13 protein-coding genes are annotated in these 18,776 nt (G+C 73.5%); 12 read left to right on the forward strand and 1 reads right to left on the reverse strand.

Translation table 11 applies throughout. The features are described 5' to 3' along the window. Positions 1-18 precede the first annotated feature (18 nt). The gene (locus ABZO31_RS10955; protein WP_406865318.1) at positions 19-3,081 is read left to right on the forward strand and encodes a beta-N-acetylglucosaminidase domain-containing protein; all 3,063 of its coding nucleotides are present in this window, start codon (positions 19-21) and stop codon (positions 3,079-3,081) included. Between the two features lie 22 nt (positions 3,082-3,103). On the opposite strand, the gene ABZO31_RS10960 is transcribed toward ABZO31_RS10955, so the two are convergent. Further along, entirely contained in the window at positions 3,104-3,682 is a 579-nt protein-coding gene (locus tag ABZO31_RS10960; protein ID WP_406860941.1) for an HNH endonuclease, read from the reverse strand. Positions 3,683-3,895: 213 nt separating this feature from the next. On the opposite strand from ABZO31_RS10960, the gene ABZO31_RS10965 reads away from it, so the two are divergent. The 11 genes from ABZO31_RS10965 to ABZO31_RS11015 all read left to right on the forward strand — a co-directional run bounded on the left by ABZO31_RS10965 (position 3,896) and on the right by ABZO31_RS11015 (position 18,776). Continuing rightward, positions 3,896-4,939 (forward strand): mechanosensitive ion channel family protein, encoded by a 1,044-nt coding sequence (locus ABZO31_RS10965; protein WP_406860942.1) that lies wholly within the window; start codon positions 3,896-3,898, stop codon positions 4,937-4,939. Positions 4,940-5,080: 141 nt separating this feature from the next. Further along, the gene (locus ABZO31_RS10970) at positions 5,081-6,295 is read left to right on the forward strand and encodes an ROK family transcriptional regulator (protein ID WP_406860943.1); all 1,215 of its coding nucleotides are present in this window, start codon (positions 5,081-5,083) and stop codon (positions 6,293-6,295) included. A 54-nt stretch (positions 6,296-6,349) separates the two neighbouring features. Beyond that, positions 6,350-7,690 carry an ABC transporter substrate-binding protein gene (locus ABZO31_RS10975; RefSeq protein ID WP_406860944.1) on the forward strand — a complete coding sequence of 447 codons (1,341 nt, stop codon included), beginning with the start codon at positions 6,350-6,352 and terminating at the stop codon, positions 7,688-7,690. Positions 7,691-7,701: 11 nt separating this feature from the next. Continuing rightward, positions 7,702-8,649, forward strand: a complete 948-nt coding sequence (locus ABZO31_RS10980) for a carbohydrate ABC transporter permease (RefSeq protein WP_406860945.1) — start codon at positions 7,702-7,704, stop codon at positions 8,647-8,649. Positions 8,650-8,659: 10 nt separating this feature from the next. Beyond that, positions 8,660-9,550 (forward strand): carbohydrate ABC transporter permease, encoded by an 891-nt coding sequence (locus ABZO31_RS10985; RefSeq protein ID WP_406860946.1) that lies wholly within the window; start codon positions 8,660-8,662, stop codon positions 9,548-9,550. Positions 9,551-9,560: 10 nt separating this feature from the next. Next, positions 9,561-10,826, forward strand: coding sequence for a 6-phospho-beta-glucosidase (locus ABZO31_RS10990; RefSeq protein ID WP_406860947.1), 1,266 nt, complete (start codon positions 9,561-9,563; stop codon positions 10,824-10,826). Then, positions 10,817-11,824, forward strand: a complete 1,008-nt coding sequence (locus ABZO31_RS10995; protein ID WP_406860948.1) for an N-acetylglucosamine kinase — start codon at positions 10,817-10,819, stop codon at positions 11,822-11,824. The genes ABZO31_RS10990 and ABZO31_RS10995 overlap by 10 nt, the downstream gene beginning before the upstream one ends. Before the next feature lie 185 nt (positions 11,825-12,009). Then, on the forward strand, positions 12,010-13,437 hold the full coding sequence (locus ABZO31_RS11000; protein WP_406860949.1) for a hypothetical protein: 1,428 nt from the start codon (positions 12,010-12,012) through the stop codon (positions 13,435-13,437). 11 nt (positions 13,438-13,448) lie between these two features. Beyond that, a complete protein-coding gene (locus ABZO31_RS11005; RefSeq protein WP_406860950.1) occupies positions 13,449-14,495 on the forward strand; it encodes a glutamate ABC transporter substrate-binding protein in 1,047 nt (348 codons plus the stop codon). Between the two features lie 67 nt (positions 14,496-14,562). Beyond that, entirely contained in the window at positions 14,563-15,825 is a 1,263-nt protein-coding gene (locus ABZO31_RS11010; protein ID WP_406860951.1) for a hypothetical protein, read from the forward strand. A 170-nt stretch (positions 15,826-15,995) separates the two neighbouring features. Then, entirely contained in the window at positions 15,996-18,776 is a 2,781-nt protein-coding gene (locus ABZO31_RS11015; RefSeq protein ID WP_406865319.1) for a serine/threonine-protein kinase, read from the forward strand.

Raw genomic sequence — 18,776 nt, forward strand, 5'->3', positions numbered from 1 at the left:
GGGGAGAGGGGCGTGCACCTGCGGCGCGGCAGGCGGACGGCGACGGCGGTCGCGGCCGCCGTGATCGGCGGTCTCCTCGGCGGCGGCGTCGTCCCGGCGTACGCGGCGCCGGTCCCGCCGGTGACCACCACCGACGTTCCCGACGGCTCCGGTCCGCCCTCCGTCTGGCCACGGCCCCAGTCGCTGACCGCCGCCGGCGCGCCGGTGGCCCTCGGCACGGAGGCGACTCTGCTCGCGGACGCCGACGCCGATCCGTACGCGGTCGCGGCGCTGCGGGAGGTGCTGCGGGCGGCCGGGGTCCACACCGTGTACACGGCCGGGGCCGGCGCCACCGCTCCCGCGGGTCGCGGCCCGGTGTTCCGCCTCGGCGGGCCCTCCGGCCACGGCGCGTCCGGCGCCGCGGAAGCACTGCGCGCGCTGCGCGCCCCCGAGCGCACCGATCTGCCCCGGGGCGGCTACCGCCTCGCCACCGGACGCGTCCAGGGACGGGACACCGTCGCCCTCGACGGCGTCGGCCCGGACGGCCTGTTCCACGCCGTGCAGACCCTGCGCCAGCTCGTGACGGAGCGGACCGGCGGCGGGCGCGAGATCCCCGGCGTCCGGGTGCGGGACTGGCCGGGCTCGGCCGTCCGCGGCATGACCGAGGGCTTCTACGGCCGCCCCTGGACCGGCGAACAGCGCCTCGCCCAGGTCGACTTCCTCGGCCGGACGAAGCAGAACCGCTACCTCTACGCCCCCGGCGACGACCCGTACCGTCAGGTCCTGTGGCGCGAGCCGTACCCGGCCGCCGAGCGCACCGCGTTCCGCGAACTGGCCGAGCGGGCCCGCGCCAACCACGTCACCCTCGCCTGGGCCGTCGCGCCCGCGCAGTCGATGTGCCTGGCCTCCGACGACGACGTACGGGCCCTGAACCGCAAGATCGACGCGATGTGGGCGCTCGGGGTGCGGGCCTTCCAACTCCAGTTCCAGGACGTCAGCTACAGCGAGTGGCACTGCGACCGGGACGCCGACGTCTACGGCCGGGGCCCGGAGGCCGCCGCGGCCGCGCACGCCCGCGTCGCGGGCGCCGTCGCCCGGCACCTCACCGAACGGCATCCGGACGCCGAGCCGTTGACCCTGATGCCGACCGAGTACTACCAGGACGGCGCCACCGCCTACCGCAGGGCGCTCGCCGCCCGGCTCGACCCGCGGGTCCAGGTGGCCTGGACGGGCGTCGGGGTGGTGCCGCGCACCATCACCGGCCGCGAACTGGCGGGCGCCCGCGACACGTTCCGGCACCCGCTGGTCACCATGGACAACTACCCGGTCAACGACTACGCGCAGGACCGTCTCTTCCTCGGCCCGCACACCGGCCGCGAACCGGCCGTCGCCGCCGGCTCCGCCGCCTTCCTGGCCAACGCCATGGAGCAGCCGGCCGCCTCCCGGATCCCGCTGTTCACCGCCGCCGACTACGCCTGGAACCCCAAGGGCTACCGCGCCCAGGAGTCCTGGCGGGCCGCCGTCGACGATCTCGCGGGCGGGGACGCCGGGGCCCGCGAGGCGCTGCGCGCGCTGGCCGGGAACGGCTCCTCCTCGCTGCTCGACCCGGGCGCCGAGTCCGCGTACCTCAAGCCGCTGATGGCGGCGTACTGGCGGGACCGCGCCGCCGCCGACCCGGCCGTACGGGACCGCGCGGCGCGCGAGCTGCGGGCCGCGTTCACCGTGATGCGCGAGGCGCCCGAGCGGCTGAGCGGTACGGCGGGCGGGCTGCTCGACGACGAGGTGCGGCCGTGGCTGGAGCAGCTGTCGCGGTACGGGCTCGCCGGGGAGACCGCGGTCGACATGCTGCAGGCCCAGGCCCGCGGCGACGGCGCGGCGGCCTGGCAGGCGCAGCTGCGGCTGGAGCCGCTGCGGTCGGCGGTGACGAAGGCCCGGGCGACGGTCGGCAAGGGCGTTCTCGACCCGTTCCTGGCCCGGTCGGTGAAGGAGGCCACGGCCTGGACCGGCGCGGACCGGGCCCGCAGGGCGGCGGTGCCCGCGCCTTCGCCTTCGGTCTCGCCGGGGGCCGGCGCGTACACGGTGAAGCTGGACCGGCCGCGGCCGCTGGAGTCGCTGACCCTGATGACCGAGCCGGGCACCGGCGACGCGGCCCGCCTGGAGGCGCTGCTGCCGGGCGGGGGATGGCAGGACCTGGGCCCGGTGTCGCCGAGCGGCTACACGCAGACCGCGGCGAAGGGCCTGCGCGCGGAGGCGGTGCGGGTCGTGTGGGCGGACGGGCGCGCTCCCGTCGTGCGCTCCCTGGTGCCGTGGTTCGCGGACGAGCCGCAGGCGGAGCTGGAGCTGGCCCGCGCGGAGACCGACGCGGAGATCGGCGGCCCGGCGCAGCGACTGCAGGTCCGGCTGGTGGCGCAGCGGCCCGACGAGGTGCGCGGCGCGCTGACGGCGCGGCCGCCGAAGGGCGTGACGGTGCGGCTCCCGCGGCAGATCCGGGTGCCGCGCGGCGCGGGCACGACGGTGCCGCTGGAGGTCTCGGTGGCGCCGGACGCGCCGTCGGGCACGTACCTGGTGCCGGTGTCCTTCGCGGGCGAGGAGCGGGTCCTGACCGTACGGGCGTACCCGCGCACGGCGGGCCCGGACCTGGCGCGGCTCGGCACGGCCGCGTCGTCCGGCGACGAGACGGCGGACTTCCCCGCCTCGTACGCCCTGGACGGCGACCCGGCGACGCGCTGGTCCTCCCCGGCGGAGGACGGCGCGTGGTGGCAGGTGGAGCTGGCGCAGCCGGCCCGCATAGGGCGGGTCGTCCTGCACTGGCAGGACGCCCACGCGAGCCGCTACCGCGTCCAGGTCTCGGCGGACGGCCGCACCTGGCGCACCGCGGCGACGGTCCGGGACGGCCGGGGCGGCCGCGAGTCGGTCCGGATGGACGCGGCGGACACCCGGTTCCTGCGGGTGCAGGGGGACGCGCGGGCGACCGAGTACGGGTACTCGTTGTGGTCGGTGGAGACCTACGCCGTGGCGGAGGAGCCTCCGGAGGCCCCGGAGGGGACGGAGCCGGAGGAACCGGCCGACGACAGGGACCCCGCACACCTGCGGAACCCCTGAGTCGGTACGGCCCTCACCTACGTCAACGGCCCGGAACGGAGACCGTGGCCACCCCGGGTTCACGGGGTGGGGACACGGAGTCGATCCGGGCCATCGCGTCGTCCGCGCCGTACGGCTTGAGGTACGGCAACCAGCGCGGGTCCCTGTGACCTGTGCCGATGATGCGCCAGGCCAGTCCGGACGGCGGTGCGGGCTGGTGGCGCAGCCGCCAGCCCAGTTCGCGCAGATGGCGGTCGGCCTTGATGTGGTTGCAGCGGCGGCAGGCGGCCACCACGTTGTCCCAGGCGTGCGTCCCGCCCCGGCTGCGCGGAATGACGTGGTCGACGCTGGTTGCGACGCCACCGCAGTACATGCAACGCCCGCCGTCGCGGGCGAAGAGGGCTCTTCGGGTCAAGGGAACGGGCCCCCGGTAGGGGACCCGCACGAACCGTTTCAGTCTGACCACACTGGGTGCGGGGACGACGCGGGTCTCGCTGTGCAGGAAGGCGCCGGACTCCTCGAGGCAGAGTGCCTTGTTCTCGAGGACGAGGACGAGCGCGCGACGGAGCGGTACGACGCCGAGCGGCTCGTACGACGCGTTGAGGACCAGGACATGTGGCACGGACGGCCTCCTCATACGCCGGCGGCGCGTGGCTCGCGCCGGGACGATCTGCTCTCAGTCTCTCCTCATGGCTGGTCGGAGCGCCACTAGGTAGGGGTAACGGCCCGGGGGTGTTCTCGACCACATCGGGCCGTTGGCGGTTCCGGACAGCGGGGGCGGGCCCGGAGCCCCGCTACCGTGGAGGATCTGCACACAACGCATGGAGGTCTTCACGTGTCCGACGCGACGCCCGGCACGGCCACCCTCGACGAGGCGGCCCAGAAGGCGAGCAACGCGGCCGGCTGGGTCGAGGAGAACTGGGCCGTCTGGCTGAACACGGGCCTGCGGATCCTGCTGATCCTGATCGTGGCGATGCTGCTGCGGATGGCGGTCCGCCGAGCCCTGACGAAGCTGATAGAGCGGATGAACCGCTCCGCGCAGGCGGTGCAGGGCACGGCCCTCGGCGGACTCCTGGTGAACGCGGAGCGGCGTCGGCAGCGGTCCGAGGCGATCGGGTCGGTACTGAAGTCGGTGGCGTCGTTCCTGATCCTGGGCACGGCCGGACTGATGGTCCTGGGCGCCTTCGACATCGACCTGGCGCCGCTGCTGGCGTCGGCCGGTGTGGCCGGCGTGGCGATCGGTTTCGGCGCGCGGAACCTGGTGACGGACTTCCTGTCCGGCGTGTTCATGATCCTCGAGGACCAGTACGGCGTCGGCGACTCGGTCGACGCGGGCGTGGCGTCCGGCGAGGTCGTGGAGGTCGGCCTGCGGGTCACGAAGCTGCGCGGCGTGGACGGCGAGATCTGGTACGTCCGCAACGGCGAGATCAAGCGGATCGGCAACCTGAGCCAGGGCTGGGCCACGGCCGCGGTGGACGTGACGGTCCGCCCGACGGAGGACCTGGACCGGCTCAACGGCATCGTGGCGGAGGTCGGCGCCGCGATGGCGAAGGACGAGCCGTGGAACGAGCGCCTGTGGGGCCCGGTGGAGACGCTGGGCCTGACGGAGGTCCTGCTCGACTCCATGACGATCCGCGTCTCGGCGAAGACGATGCCCGGCAAGAAGCTCGGCGTGGAACGCGAACTCCGCTGGCGCATCAAGCGCGCCCTGGACGAGGCTGGCATCCGCATCGTCGGCGGCATCCCGCCGCAGGCGGAGGAGGCCACCCCGGACCCGTCGGCCGGCATGGCGGCCCCTTCGGCCTTCGCCAACACGACGTCGCCGCAGTCGGCGGCGACGACCCCGCTGCCGGGCAGCGCGCCGAACCTGGCGAAGTAACCCCGAAACCTCCTACGCCCCCGCAGGCAACTCTTCGGTTGCCTCGGGGGCGTTCGCGTTCCTGGGGGTTGACTCCGTTCCGTGGGGGTCCTAGTTTCCATGCACGTTGATAGGAAGGTTTCCTAACAGAGCGGGTTGCGCATGGGTGGGAGCGGGATGGGGGTGCCGGGGACTCCTCGGGTGTTGCGGGCCATGAACGATCGGGCCGCGCTCGATCTGTTGCTGGAGCACGGGACCCTGTCGCGGACTCGGATCGGGAAGCTGACCGGGTTGTCCAAGCCGACTGCTTCGCAGCTTCTTGCTCGGCTTGAGGCTGCTGGGCTTGTTGTTGCGGCTGGGGCCACTGCCGGGCGGCCTGGGCCCAGTGCGCAGTTGTACTCGTTGAACCCGACTTCCGCCTATGCCGCTGGGCTTGATGTCAATCCCGAGCGGATCCTTGCTGCCGTCGCCGACGTCACCGGGGCCGTCGTCGGGGAGTTCGAGCTGCCTACGCCCGGGCGTGACCGGCAGGATGTCGTGGGGCAGGTGCGTGCCGCGCTCGACGGGGCCGTCAAGGAGGCAGGGATCTCGGCCGGGGACGTTCGGCGGGTTGTCATCGGGACGCCCGGTGCCTTTGATCCCGCCACCGGACGGCTGCGGTACGCCTCCCACCTGCCGGGATGGCACTCGCCCACCCTGCTCGACGAGCTCGCCGCCGCCCTCCCCATGCCGTTCGAGTACGAGAACGACGTCAACCTCGTCGCCGTCGCCGAGCAGCGGCTCGGGGCGGCCAAGGGGCACGGGGACTTCGTGCTGCTGTGGAACCAGGAGGGGCTCGGCGCCGCGCTCGTCCTCGGGGGCCGCCTGCACCGTGGGTTCACCGGGGGCGCCGGCGAGGTCGGGTTCCTGCCCGTGCCCGGTACGCCGCTCGTCCGCGGGGTCACCAAGGCCAACAGCGGCGGCTTCCAGGAGCTCGCCGGCGCCCAGGCCGTACCCGGGCTCGCCCGCGAGGTCGGGATCGACACCACCGGCCGGTCGTACGTCGCCCACGCCTCCGCGCTGCTCGCCATCGCCGCCGAACAGCACGCGTCCGACGCCCGGTACGCCGAGTTCCTCGATCGGTACGCCCTCCGGCTCGCCACCGGGCTCGCCTCGCTCGTCGCCGTCCTCGACCCCGAGCTCGTCGTCCTGTCCGGCGAGGCCGTCGTCCCCGGCGGCGAGCCCCTGCGGGCCCGCGTCCAGGCCGAGCTGACCGAGCTCGCCGCCGCGCGGCCCACCCTCGTCCTGGCCGCGGTGCCCCGGCGGCCCGTCCTGCGCGGTGCCCTGGAGAGCGCCCTCGCCGCCACCCGCGACGAGGTTTTCGACACGTCCCGATGAGGACGCGGGGTCCCCCCGTCGTCCCTCGCTCAGACCGTCAAGGGAGTCCTCCTCATGCCCGTCTCCCCGTCCTCCCCCGTACGCCGCGGCCTCCTCCTCGCCTCCGCCGCCGCGCTCCTCCTCACCGCCTGCACCGGGCAGTCCGGCGGTCGGGCCACCGACGACCCCAAGGCCGAGACCACCCTCACCTTCTGGCACGGCTGGTCCGCGCCGTCCGAGGTGAAGGCCGTCGACGCCACCATCGCGCGGTTCGAGAAGGACCATCCGAACATCACCGTCAAGGTCGTCCCCAACATCACCGACGACAAGATCCAGCAGGCGCTCCGGGCCGGCGGCTCCAACTCCCCCGACGTCGTCTCGTCCTTCACCACGGACAACGTCGGCAAGTTCTGCTCCTCCGGAGCCTTCGCCGACCTCAAGCCGTTCGTCGAGAAGTCCCGCATCGATCTCGAGAAGACCTTCGCCGCTCCCCGGCTCGCCTATACGCAGTTCGAGGGGAAGCGGTGCACGCTTCCTCTTCTGGGGGATGCGTACGGGCTCTACTACAACAAGGATGCGTTCGAAGCCGCCGGGATCGCCCGACCTCCCCGCACCTGGAGCGAGTTCGACGCCGCCGCCGTCAAGCTGACCAAGGCCGAGGGGGACTCGTACGAGCAGCTCGGCTTCATGCCCGTGTTCCACGGGTACGAGTCCACCCCCGGCCACCTCGTCGCCCAGTGGAGCCCCACCTACTTCGACGCCTCCGGCAAGTCGAACATCGCCAAGGATCCGGCCTTCGCCGCCATGTTCACCTGGCAGAAGAACCTCATCGCCAAGCTCGGCGGCTTCGCCAGGCTGGAGAAGTACCGCAACACCTTCGGCGACGAGTGGGGTGCCAAGCACCCCTTCCACACCGGCCAGGTCGCCATGCAGCTCGACGGCGAGTGGCGGCTCGGCATGGCCACCGACGCCGGGCTGCCGTTCGAGATCGGCGTCGCCCCGCTGCCCGTCCCGGACGACCAGGCCGCCGACTACGGCAAGGGCTACCTCTCCGGCACCATCGTCGGCATCGCCGCCACCAGCAAGAAGCAGAACGCGGCCTGGGAGCTGGTGAAGTACCTGACCACCGACACCGACGCGGTCGTGAACTTCGCCAACGAGCTGCGCAACGTGCCCTCCACCAACGAGGCCCTCGCCTCGCCCGCGCTCAAGCTGGACCCGCGGTTCAAGACCTTCCTCGACATCGCCCGGCACCCGAGGTCCAACACCACCCCGGCCTCCGTCAACGGCGGCGTGTACCAGGTGACGCTGCAGGAGTTCGGATATCTGTACGAGGCCGGGAAGGAGACCGATCTGAAGGGTGGTCTGGAGCGGACGGCCCGGCAGATCGACACCGATGTCGAGAAGGCCAAGTAGGCCGGCCGGACATGACCGTCGTTCACTCCCTGCGCGCCAAGCGCCGCCGTTCGGCGCTGCGCACCGCGGCCTTCCTCTCGCCCTGGCTGGTGGGGTTCGGCGTCTTCTTCGCCTATCCGCTCGTCTCCACCCTGTACTTCTCGTTCATGGCCTACGACGGGTTCCAGGATCCCGTCTTCAACGGACTCGAGAACTGGACCTACGTCTTCACCGACTACCCGGCCTTCTGGCCGACCCTGCGCAACACCCTCTGGCTCGTCGTCGTCATGGTCGCCTGCCGGGTCGTCTTCGGGCTCGGTGTCGGGCTGCTCGTCACGAAGATCAAGACGGGGACGAATCTCTTCCGGACGCTCTTCTACCTGCCCTACCTCGCGCCTCCCGTCGCCGCCACCCTCGCCTTCGTCTTCCTGCTCAACCCCGGCACCGGACCCGTCAACGCACTCCTCGCCGACGCCGGCCTCCCGGCGCCCGGATGGTTCATGGACCCGGACTGGTCCAAGCCCGCGCTGACCGCGCTCGCGGTCTGGGGCGTCGGCGACCTGATGGTGATCTTCATGGCGGCGCTGCTCGACGTGCCGAAGGAGCAGTACGAGGCGGCGGAGCTGGACGGGGCCTCGGCCTGGCAGCGGTTCCGGTACGTGACGCTGCCGAACATCTCGCCGATCGTGCTGTTCGCCGTGGTCACCGGCGTCATCCAGACCATGCAGTACTACACGCAGCCCCTGGTGGCCGGGAAGGTCGCCTCCGGGATCATCGGCAACAGCGGCCAGCAGTTCGAGCCGGGCTACCCCGAGAAGTCCACGCTGACCCTGCCCCAGCTCGTGTACAACCTGGGCTTCCAGCGCTTCGACTACGGGGCCGCGTGTGTGCTCGCCCTCGTCCTCTTCGCCCTCGCGACGGCCTTCACCGCGCTGCTGATGCGGCGGCGGGGAGGGCTCCTCCAGGATCCAGGCAGGTGACCCCCACCTCATGACCGTTGCCGTCGAAAGACCGGTCGCGCCCACCGCCGCCGGCCGCGCCGCCCGTGCCGCCCGCCGTACCGCCCTGCTGCACTGGATCGGCGTGCACGCGCTCGGCGTCGCCGCCGCGCTGTTCTTCGTGCTGCCGTTCGTCTTCGTGCTGCTGACCTCGCTGATGAGCGACCAGCAGGCGCTCACCCGGGATCTCCTCCCGGACACCTGGGTGTGGAGCAACTACACCCGTGTCGTCGAGACTCCGGGTTTCCTCACGTGGTGGCGCAACACCCTGCTGTACGCGGGGCTGGGCACCGTCCTCACCCTGCTGTCGTCCGTGCCCGTCGCGTACGCGCTCGCCAAGTTCCGCTTCCGCGGGCAGCGGCTCGCGCTGATGCTGGTCGTCGCGACGATGATGCTGCCGCCGCAGGTCGTCATCATCCCGATGTACCTGTTCTGGGCGAAGCAGATGGACCTGTCCGGGACGCTGTGGCCGCTGATCGTCCCGCTGGCGTTCGGCGACGCGTTCTCGATCTTCCTGCTGCGGCAGTTCCTGCTGACGATCCCGGACGAGTACATCGAGGCGGCCCGCATCGACGGCTGCGGCGAACTGCGCACACTGCTGCGGGTCGTGCTGCCGATGGCGAAGCCGGGCATCGCCGCCGTCGCGCTGTTCCAGTTCTTCTTCTGCTGGAACGACTACTTCGGGCCGCAGATCTACGCGTCCGAGAACCCGGCGGCCTGGACGCTGAGTTACGGACTGGAGTCCTTCAAGGGCGCGCACCACACCGACTGGAACCTGACCATGGCCGCGACCGTGCTGGTCATGGCCCCTGTGATCGTCGTGTTCTTCTTCGCCCAGAAGGCGTTCGTCGAGGGAGTCACACTGACCGGAGTGAAGGGCTGATTCGGACATCATGAAGCTGGCTGTCGTAGGGGGCGGCTCGACCTACACCCCCGAACTGATCGACGGTTTCGCGCGGTTGCGCGACACCCTTCCCGTCACCGAACTCGTGCTGATCGACCCGGCCGCCGAGCGGCTCGACCTCGTGGGCGGGCTCGCCCGGCGGATCTTCGCCCGGCAGGGCCACCCGGGGCGCATCGTCACCACCGCCGACCTCGACGCCGGCGTGGAGGGCGCGGACGCCGTCCTGCTGCAGCTGCGGGTGGGCGGGCAGGCGGCCCGCGAGCAGGACGAGACCTGGCCGCTGGAGTGCGGCTGCGTCGGGCAGGAGACCACCGGGGCGGGCGGGCTCGCCAAGGCGCTGCGGACCGTGCCGGTCGTCCTGGACATCGCCGAACGGGTCCGCCGGACCAGTCCGGACGCCTGGATCATCGACTTCACCAACCCGGTCGGGATCGTCACCCGCGCGCTGCTGCGGGCCGGGCACAAGGCGGTCGGGCTGTGCAACGTGGCGATCGGCTTCCAGCGGAAGTTCGCGAAGCTCCTTGGCGTCGCGCCGGCCGAGGTCCATCTCGACCATGTCGGGCTCAACCACCTGACCTGGGAGACCGGGGTACGGCTCGGCGGGCCCGAGGGCGCGGACGTGCTGCCCCGGCTGCTCGCCGAGCACGGCGAGGCCGTCGCCGCGGACCTGAGGATGCCGCGCGAGCTGGTGGACCGGCTCGGCGTCGTCCCCTCCTACTACCTGCGGTACTTCTACCTGCACGACGAGGTCGTACGGGAACTGGGCCGTAAGCCGTCCCGGGCCGCCGAGGTCGCCGCGATGGAGCGTGAGCTGCTCGCGATGTACGGCGATCCGGCGCTCGACGAGAAGCCGGCGCTGCTGGCCAAGCGGGGCGGGGCGTACTACTCGGAGGCGGCCGTGGACCTCGCGGCGTCTTTGCTGGGCGGAGGAGGGTCGCCGTACCAGGTGGTCAACACGTCCAACAACGGCACGCTGCCGTTCCTGCCGGACGACGCGGTGATCGAGGTGCAGGCCGCGGTCGGTGCGAAGGGGGCGGCGCCGCTGCCGGTCGCGCCGCTCGACCCGTTGTACGCGGGGCTGGTCGCGCACGTCACCGCGTACGAGGACCTGGCCCTGGACGCGGCGCTGCGCGGCGGGCGGGAGCGGGTCTTCCGGGCGCTGCTCGCGCATCCGCTGGTCGGGCAGTACGCGGCGGCCGAGGGGCTCACCGACCGGCTCCTCGCGCACAACCGGGAGCACCTGGCGTGGGCGTGAACGCACCGGTGAAGGCGGCGGTGCTGGCGATCGACGCCGGCAACAGCAAGACGGACGTGGCGCTGGTCGGCGCGGACGGCTCGGTCCTCGGGGCCGCGCGCGGCGACGGGTTCCAGCCGCCGGTGGTCGGCGTCGAGGCGGCCGTGGACGTCCTGGCCGCGGCGGTCGCGGAGGCGGCGCGGGAGGCGGGGCCGGGCGGTCCGCCCGGCGGTCCGCCGTACGCGGCGCATGTCTCGGCCTGTCTCGCCAACGCGGATCTGCCGGTCGAGGAGGCCGAGTTGACGGCCGCGCTGGAGCGGCGCGGCTGGGCGGGGACGACCGAGGTCCGCAACGACACGTTCGCGCTCCTGCGGGCCGGGGTGGACGAGCCGCGGGGCGTGGCGGTGGTGTGCGGGGCCGGTATCAACTGCGTGGGCATGCTGCCGGACGGCCGGACCGCCCGCTTCCCGGCGCTCGGCCGGATCTCCGGGGACTGGGGCGGCGGGGGCGGTCTGGCGGAGGAGGCGCTGTGGTTCGCGGCGCGGGCGGAGGACGGGCGGGGGGAGCCGACGGAGCTGGTGCGGGCGCTGCCCGGGCACTTCGGGCTGCCGACGATGTACGCGCTGATCGAGGCGCTGCACCTGGGCCGTGTCCCGGCGGCGCGCCGCCACGAACTGGCGCCGGTGCTCTTCGCGGTGGCGCGGGCGGGCGACCCGATCGCCCTCGGCCTGGTCCACCGGCTCGCGGACGAGGTGGTGGCCCTGTCGACGGTGGCCCTGCGCCGCCTGGACCTGCTGGACGAGGAGGTCCCGGTGGTCCTGGGCGGCAGCGTCCTGGCCGCCCGGCACCCGGACCTGGACGCCCGGATCGCCGAGCTCCTGGCCGAAAAGGCCCCCAAGGCCACGCTCCGTGTGGTGACTGCCCCTCCGGTCCTCGGCGCGGCCCTCCTGGGCCTGGACCGCGTCGGCGCGGACGCGGGGGCGGCGACCCGGCTGCGGGAGCGGTACAGGAGGGGGTAGCGGGCCGCCCGGGTGGCGTGTGTACGCCAGTTCGCGCCGGTCGGGGAACCAGTCTCGGGCGTCCTTCGTGTTCTCCTAGGGGGCACGATAGGAACAAGATCGAGTCATTCCCGGTGTGCGGGTGGGGCCACTGCGGCCATACTGCTGGCCGGGTGGCCGAGATCGGCGACCGAGGGGGAGGTCACGTGACATACCCGCCGAACGCGCACGCCGCGCCGGCGCCGGGACTGGAGGGACAGTCCCGGCCGCCCGCCGTGCCCGCGCAGGCGGCGCCGCCCGGGCTGCCGCCCGAGGGGCCGGAGAGGCCCGTCGGGGCCTGGGCCGAGGGCCGCGCGCGGCTGCGCCGTGCGGCGACCACCGAGCCGGGCCGGCTTCAGATCATCGGCGCCGTCCTGGCCGTTCTCGTCGTCGCGTTCGGCGCGGTCACCGCGTACGAGATCTCCGCCCGCGCCACCTCCGCCGACGACGTCGTCAGCCGCAGCCAGCCGCTCAGCGCCGACGCCGCGAGCATCTACCGCTCCCTCGCCGACGCCGACACCGCCGCCGCGAGCGGCTTCCTCGCCGGCGCGACGGAGCCCGCCGACGTCCGCAAGCGGTACGCGGACGACATCGCGACCGCCTCCCGCCTGCTGGTGAAGGCCGCGGCGAACACCGAGGGCTCCGTCGAGTCGACCCGCGAGATAGCCACCCTGGGGGAGCATCTCCCCCGCTACACCGGCCTGATCGAGCGCGCCCGCGCCGCGAACCGCCAGGGCCTGCCGCTGGGCGGCGCCTACCTGCGCTACGCGAACCAGACCATGGCCACCCAACTGCTGCCCGCCGCCGAGCGGCTGTACGCGGCGGAGACCGCCCGGCTGCACGCCGACGACGAGGAGGCGCGGGCGCTGCCGTACCTCTCGCTCGCCCTCGGCCTGGTGGCGCTGCTCGCGCTCGCCGCCGTGCAGCGCCGCAACTACCTGCGCACCCACCGTGTCCTGAACCACGGCCTGCTCGCGGCGACGGCCGCGTCCCTGGTGGTGCTGCTGTGGCTGACCGTCGGGCACACCGTCGCCCGCGCCGAACTGAACAACGCCCGCGAGCACGGCCAGAACTCGCTGCAGGTCCTCACCTCCGCCCGCATCAACTCCCTGAAGGCACGCGCCAACGAGAACCTGACGCTGGTCGCGCGCGGCGCGGTGCTCACCGACGACGGCAAGAACGACAAGTACGAGACCGAGCACAACGCCGGCATGAAGGCGCTGTCCACCGCGCTCGCCGAGGCCCGCGAGCTCGCCGACGACGACGCGGGCCGCGCGCTGGTGGACAAGGCGTCGGAGACGGTCGCCCACTGGAAGCAGCGCCACTCCGTCGCCCGCGCCACCGACGACGCCGGCGACTACGAGGGCGCGCTGAACCTGGTCATCGGCCGGGACGACTCCACCGGGCGGTCCTTCGACCAGGTCGACGCCCTGCTGAAGCAGGCGCTCGACCGCGAGCAGGCCGAGTTCACCCGCTCCGCCTCGGACGGCCGGGGCGCGCTCACCGCTCTCCCCCTCGGCGCGGGCATGCTGGCCGTGCTCGGCGCGGTGGGGGCCATCATGGGCATCAACCGCAGACTGTCGGAGTACCGGTGAGAGGGGGAGAGTTGACGGACGTCACAGGGCGCGGACGGCGGGCGGCGGCCCGTCTCGCCGGCCGGTTCAGGGGCTGGGGCGGGGTCGGCGCGATGGCCGTCGCCTGCGGCCTGACCGCCGCGCTCACCCTCGGCCCGCTGTCCCACTCCGGCGCCGCGGACCGTACGCCGTCGCAGGTCACCGGACCGGGCGTGGGCACGGGCGTGCAGGTGCGGGCCGAGGCCGCCTGCCAGGACCCGGAGGCCTCGCTCACCCCGTCGACCGCCGACGGACCGGCCGTCGCCGCGATCAAGGCGCGCGGCCGGCTGGTCGTGGGCGTCGACCAGAGCAGCTACCGCTGGGGCTACCGGAACCCGACGAACCGCACCCTCGAGGGCTTCGACATCGATCTGGCCCGGGCCATCGCCAAGGACCTCCTGGGCGACGAGGAGAAGATCGTCTTCAGGGCGATCCCGACCAACCAGCGGATCGCCGCGCTGGAGACCGGCAAGGTCGACCTGGTGGTCCGCACGATGACCATCAACTGCAAGCGGATCGAACAGGTCGCGTTCTCCACCGCGTACTTCCAGGCCGGGCAGCAGGTGCTCGCGCCGAAGACGTCCACGATCACCGGCTACGACACCTCGCTGGCCGGCAAGCGGGTGTGCACGGCCGAGGGCTCCACGGCGTACGAGGCCCTGGAGCAGAAGTCGTTCGGCGCGGTGTACAAGGACCTGGGCGACGGCGGCCCCGCCGACCCGGACCTGCTGACCGTGCCCAACCAGCTGGACTGCCTGGCCCGGCTCCAGATGGGCGAGGTCGACGCGGTCGTCACCGACAACGCGCTGGCGGCCGGCCAGGCCGCGCAGGACCCGGCCGTCCAGCTCAAGGGCAAGCCCTTCACGACCGAGTACTACGGGGTGGCCGCCAAGCTCGGCAACGACGACCTGGTGCGCCGGGTCAACCAGGTACTCGTGCAGTACCGGCAGGGCCCGTGGACCGCGGCGTACGAGAAGTGGCTGAAGGCGGACCTGCCCGGCATCGCCGGACCGCCCGCGCCGAAGTACAAGAGCGGCTGAGCCGGGTGCGCACACGGGGGCGGCGCGGGAACGACGACAGGCGACGGCACGAGCGGAGAGGTGATCGATGGGCGTCGCGGGACCTCCTGGGCCGGTGATGGACCGGGACGAGGTGGACCGTGCGCTGGGGCGGCTCGGCGCGGAGCACAAGGCGATCGAGGACTCGCTCCTCGCGCTCCAGGACCACGCGGGCCGACGGCTGCTCGAGGGTGCCCGGCTGACCGGGACGACCCAGGAGCGGTGGAGCTCCACCGAGCGGACGATCACCCTGCTCTGGGCGTACTTCGACGCGTACACCGCGGCCCTGCACGAGACGCGTGAGCTGCGCGCCCGGCGGCGCTGGCCCGGGCAGGACGACCTGGTGGAGCTGACCGACCGGCTGCGCGGCGAGAGCGTGGTGGTCGGCGGCGGCGCGGCGCTCAGCGAACGGTTCACGCTGGAGGGCCTGGTGGACCGGATGAACGAGCTGTACGCGGGCTCGCTCGACATGGTCGTGACCGCCGACGCGGTCTGGTCGGCGCTGCCCGCGCGGATAGATCTGCTCGCCGCCGAGCTGGGGCGGACCCGTTCGCTGGCGCACTCCGTCGGGGTGCGCCCCGGGGAGCATCCGGCCGGTGACGAGCTGGAGGCGATCACGGCCGAGCTGACCGGGCTGCGCGAGCAGGTGGTGTCCGATCCGCTGGCCTTCTGGCAGCCCGCGGCGGGGAGTTCGGCGCCCGGCGGCGGACGGCCGGACACCGAGCGGTACGACCGGGCGGCCCTCGCCCTGGAGGACGTGCGCCGGGAGATCGAGGCGGTCCTCGCGGTGCGGCAGGACTCCGAGGAGCGGCTGCTGCGGCTGCGGGACGTGCTGTCCCGGGCGGACCGGACGCTGGCGGAGGCACGGGCGGCGCGCGGCGAGGTGCTCGCGAAGATCGCCGCCTCGGAGGTGCCGGCGGTCAGCGGACCGCCGACCGCGCTGCAGGAGCGGCTCGTCGCGGCGGCCGAGTACCGCCGGCACGCGCAGTGGCACCGGCTCTCGCCGCTCCTGGAGGCCCTGGAGCGGGAGGCCGACAACGAACTGGAGCGGGCCCGCGCGTCGTTGACGGCGGTCACCGCGCCGCTCGCGGTCCGCGCGGAACTGCGCGGCCGCCTCGACGCGTACAAGGCGAAGGTGGCCCGGCTCGGATGGGCGGAGGACCCGGTCCTCGTGGAGCGGTACGACGCGGCCCGCCGGATGCTGTGGAGCGCGCCCTGCGACCTGCGGGTCGCCGAGCAGGCGGTGCTCCGCTACCAGCAGGCGGCGGCCGAGGTCCTGACCGGGCCGGGCGACGCGAGGGGAACACGATGAGCGAGACCGGAACGAACGGGGGCGGGGTGCCGACGGGCGGAGTGCCGACGGGCGCGGTGGGCGGTCCGCACAGCCAGGCGACCAACCAGTCGGCGCGGCGCGGCGGTTACGCACCGCAGGCGGCGGGCGCGTCCTGCCAGCGGCCGGGCTGCGGCGGGGCGTACGAGGACATGGGCGGCGGCGAGCTGTACTGCGACACCTGCGGGCTGGCGCCGGTCCTGCCGCCGGGTGGAGTGCCGCAGACGGCGAGCACCGGCGCGCCGGGCGCGACCGGTCCCACGGGCACGCCGCACGCGACGGGCCAGGCAGCCGCTGCCGGTACCGGTGCGACGGGCCAGGCCGCCGGAACCAACACGGCCGGTCCGGCTGCGCAGGCGGTCGGGGCCTCCGGCGCCGCCGGGGCGTCCTGTCAGCGGCCGGGCTGCGCGGGCGCGTACGAGGACATGGGCGGCGGCGAGCTGTACTGCGACACCTGCGGGCTGGCGCCGGTCCTGCCGCCACCGGGGTCTCCCCTGCTCGAGCGGAGCCGAGAGCCCGGGGAAGGGCTGCTGCAGTCCACGCCGACCGGCGTGGCCGTCCCCGGCAAGGGCTCGGGCTCGTCGAGCAGTTCCCGCTCCTCGTCGCGGAGTTCCGCCCCGTCCGCCCGCTCCTCGCGGTCCTCGACCTCGCGCCGTTCCGTCTCGGGCCGGCTCTCCCGCTCGCTCTCCGGCGCGAGCACGGCCCGCTCGGTCTCGGTGCGCAGCTCCGGCTCGTCCGCGAGCCAGTCCGGCCGGAACCGGCTGGGCGCGGGCCTGGTCGCGATCCCCGAGATCCCGCGCCCCGACCCGCGTTCCGCGGTGATGGCGAACCCCGAGGTCCCGGAGCGGAAGCGATTCTGCTCGCGCTCCGACTGCGGCGCCCCGGTGGGCCGGGCACGCGGCGACCGGCCGGGCCGCACCGAGGGCTTCTGCACCAAGTGCGGCCACCCGTACTCGTTCGTGCCGAAGCTCCGCACCGGCGACATCGTGCGCGGCCAGTACGAGGTGGCGGGCTGTCTGGCGCACGGCGGCCTCGGCTGGATCTACCTCGCGGTGGACCGCGCGGTCTCCGACCGGTGGGTGGTGCTCAAGGGCCTGCTCGACACCGGCGACCAGGACGCGATGGCCGCCGCCATATCGGAGCGCCGCTTCCTCGCGGAGATCGAGCACTCCAACATCGTCCGCATCTACAACTTCGTCGAGCACCTCGACCAGCGGACCGGTTCCCTCGACGGCTACATCGTCATGGAGTACGTCGGCGGCAAGTCGCTCAAGGAGATCGCCAACGCCCGCCGCGGCGCGGACGGCCGGCGCGATCCGCTGCCGGTCGAGCAGGCGTGCGCGTACGGCATCGAGGCGCTGGAGGCGCTCGGGCACCTGCACAGCCGGAACCTGCTCTACTGCGACTTCAAGGTCGACAACGCGATCCAGACCGAGGACCAGCTCAAGCTGATCGACATGGGCGCGGTGCGCCGCATGGACGACGACGAGTCGGCGATCTACGGAACGGTCGGCTACCAGGCCCCGGAGGTCGCCGAGCTCGGCCCGTCGGTGGCCAGCGACCTGTACACCGTGGCGCGCACGCTCGCGGTGCTGACCTTCGACTTCCAGGGCTACACCAACATCTTCGCGGACTCGCTGCCGGACCCCGGGCACATCGAGGTGTTCCGGACGTACGAGTCCTTCTACCGCTTCCTGGTACGGGCGACCGACCCGGACCCGGCCCGCAGGTTCGCCTCCGCGCAGGAGATGGCGGAGCAGTTGACGGGTGTGCTCCGGGAGGTCGTGGCGCTGCAGTCCGGCCGTCCGCGGCCCGCGCTGTCGACGCTGTTCGGCGCGGAACTGCGGGTGACGGACACGGAGTTGTTCGCGGAGTCGGCCGGCGACGTGTCGGCGCTCGGGGCGCGGGAGGTGCCGACGGGCCTGTTCGGCCTGTTCGGCGGCGGTACGAAGCCGACGGGTGCGGCGACGGCCGTCCCGGGCCCGGCCACCGGGATCCCGGGGGCGTACCTGGCGCCGCTCGACGTACGGGCGACCTCGCTGGCGCTGCCGGTGCCGCGGGTGGACCCGGGCGACCCGAACGCCGGGTTCCTGGCCGGTCTGATGGCCGCCGCCCCGGCCGAGCTGATCACCGCGCTGGCCGCGGCGCCCGCGCCGTCCCTGGAGCTGCGGCTGCGCGAGCTGCGGGCGCTGCTCGAGATGGGCGAACTCGCCCAGGCGGGACGGGCGCTCGCGGTCCTGGAGGAGCAGCACCCGGACGACTGGCGGGTGGTCTGGTACCGCGGCGTCGTCGCGCTGGCGACCCGCGACGACGAGAACGCGGCGCTGTCGTTCGACGCGGTGTACGACGCGTTCCCCGGCGAGCCGGCGCCGAAGCTGGCGCTCGCGGTGTGCGCGGAGGTGCTGGGGCAGCTGGACAACGCGGCGGAGTACTACCGCCTGGTGTGGACGACCGACCCCTCGTACGTGAGTGCGGCGTTCGGCCTTGCACGGGTGCAGCTGGCGGCCGGGGACCGGGTGGGCGCGGTGCGCACGCTGGAGTCGGTGCCGGAGGCCTCCATCCACTACACGGCGGCGCGGGTCGCGGCGGTACGGGCCCGGCTGCGCCGGCGCGCCCCGCAGGACCCGCTGGCCGCCGATCTGACGGCGGCCGCGGCCCAGGTCTCGGCCCTGCAGGGGTTCGGTCTCGACGCGGTGCGGCGGGAACGGTTGTCGACGGAGGTCCTCGGTACCGCACTGGACTGGGTACTCTCCGGAAGTCCCGGAGCTCCCCCCGGCCGGACGCTGCTGCTCGGCAGCGAACTGGACGAGCGGGGACTGCGCTTCGGCCTGGAACGCTCGTACCGGGTGCTCGCCCGGCTCGCTCAGCGGGGCGAGGAGAGGATCGAACTGGTGGAGCGGGCGAACCGCCTCCGCCCCCGGACGTGGGTGTGA

The sequence above is a fragment of the Streptomyces solicamelliae genome, from assembly GCF_045348655.1.
In the GTDB taxonomy this organism is placed as follows: Bacteria; Actinomycetota; Actinomycetes; order Streptomycetales; family Streptomycetaceae; genus Streptomyces; species Streptomyces solicamelliae.

What these genes read in the sequence shown, in the direction of transcription:
- ABZO31_RS10970 (WP_406860943.1), top strand. Translation starts at nt 5,081, where the DNA reads ATGGGTGGGAGCGGGATGGGGGTGCCGGGGACTCCTCGGGTGTTGCGG.
- ABZO31_RS10975 (WP_406860944.1), top strand. Translation starts at nt 6,350, where the DNA reads ATGCCCGTCTCCCCGTCCTCCCCCGTACGCCGCGGCCTCCTCCTCGCC.
- ABZO31_RS10980 (WP_406860945.1), top strand. Translation starts at nt 7,702, where the DNA reads ATGACCGTCGTTCACTCCCTGCGCGCCAAGCGCCGCCGTTCGGCGCTG.
- ABZO31_RS10985 (WP_406860946.1), top strand. Translation starts at nt 8,660, where the DNA reads ATGACCGTTGCCGTCGAAAGACCGGTCGCGCCCACCGCCGCCGGCCGC.
- ABZO31_RS10990 (WP_406860947.1), top strand. Translation starts at nt 9,561, where the DNA reads ATGAAGCTGGCTGTCGTAGGGGGCGGCTCGACCTACACCCCCGAACTG.
- ABZO31_RS11010 (WP_406860951.1), top strand. Translation starts at nt 14,563, where the DNA reads ATGGGCGTCGCGGGACCTCCTGGGCCGGTGATGGACCGGGACGAGGTG.
- ABZO31_RS11015 (WP_406865319.1), top strand. Translation starts at nt 15,996, where the DNA reads ATGGGCGGCGGCGAGCTGTACTGCGACACCTGCGGGCTGGCGCCGGTC.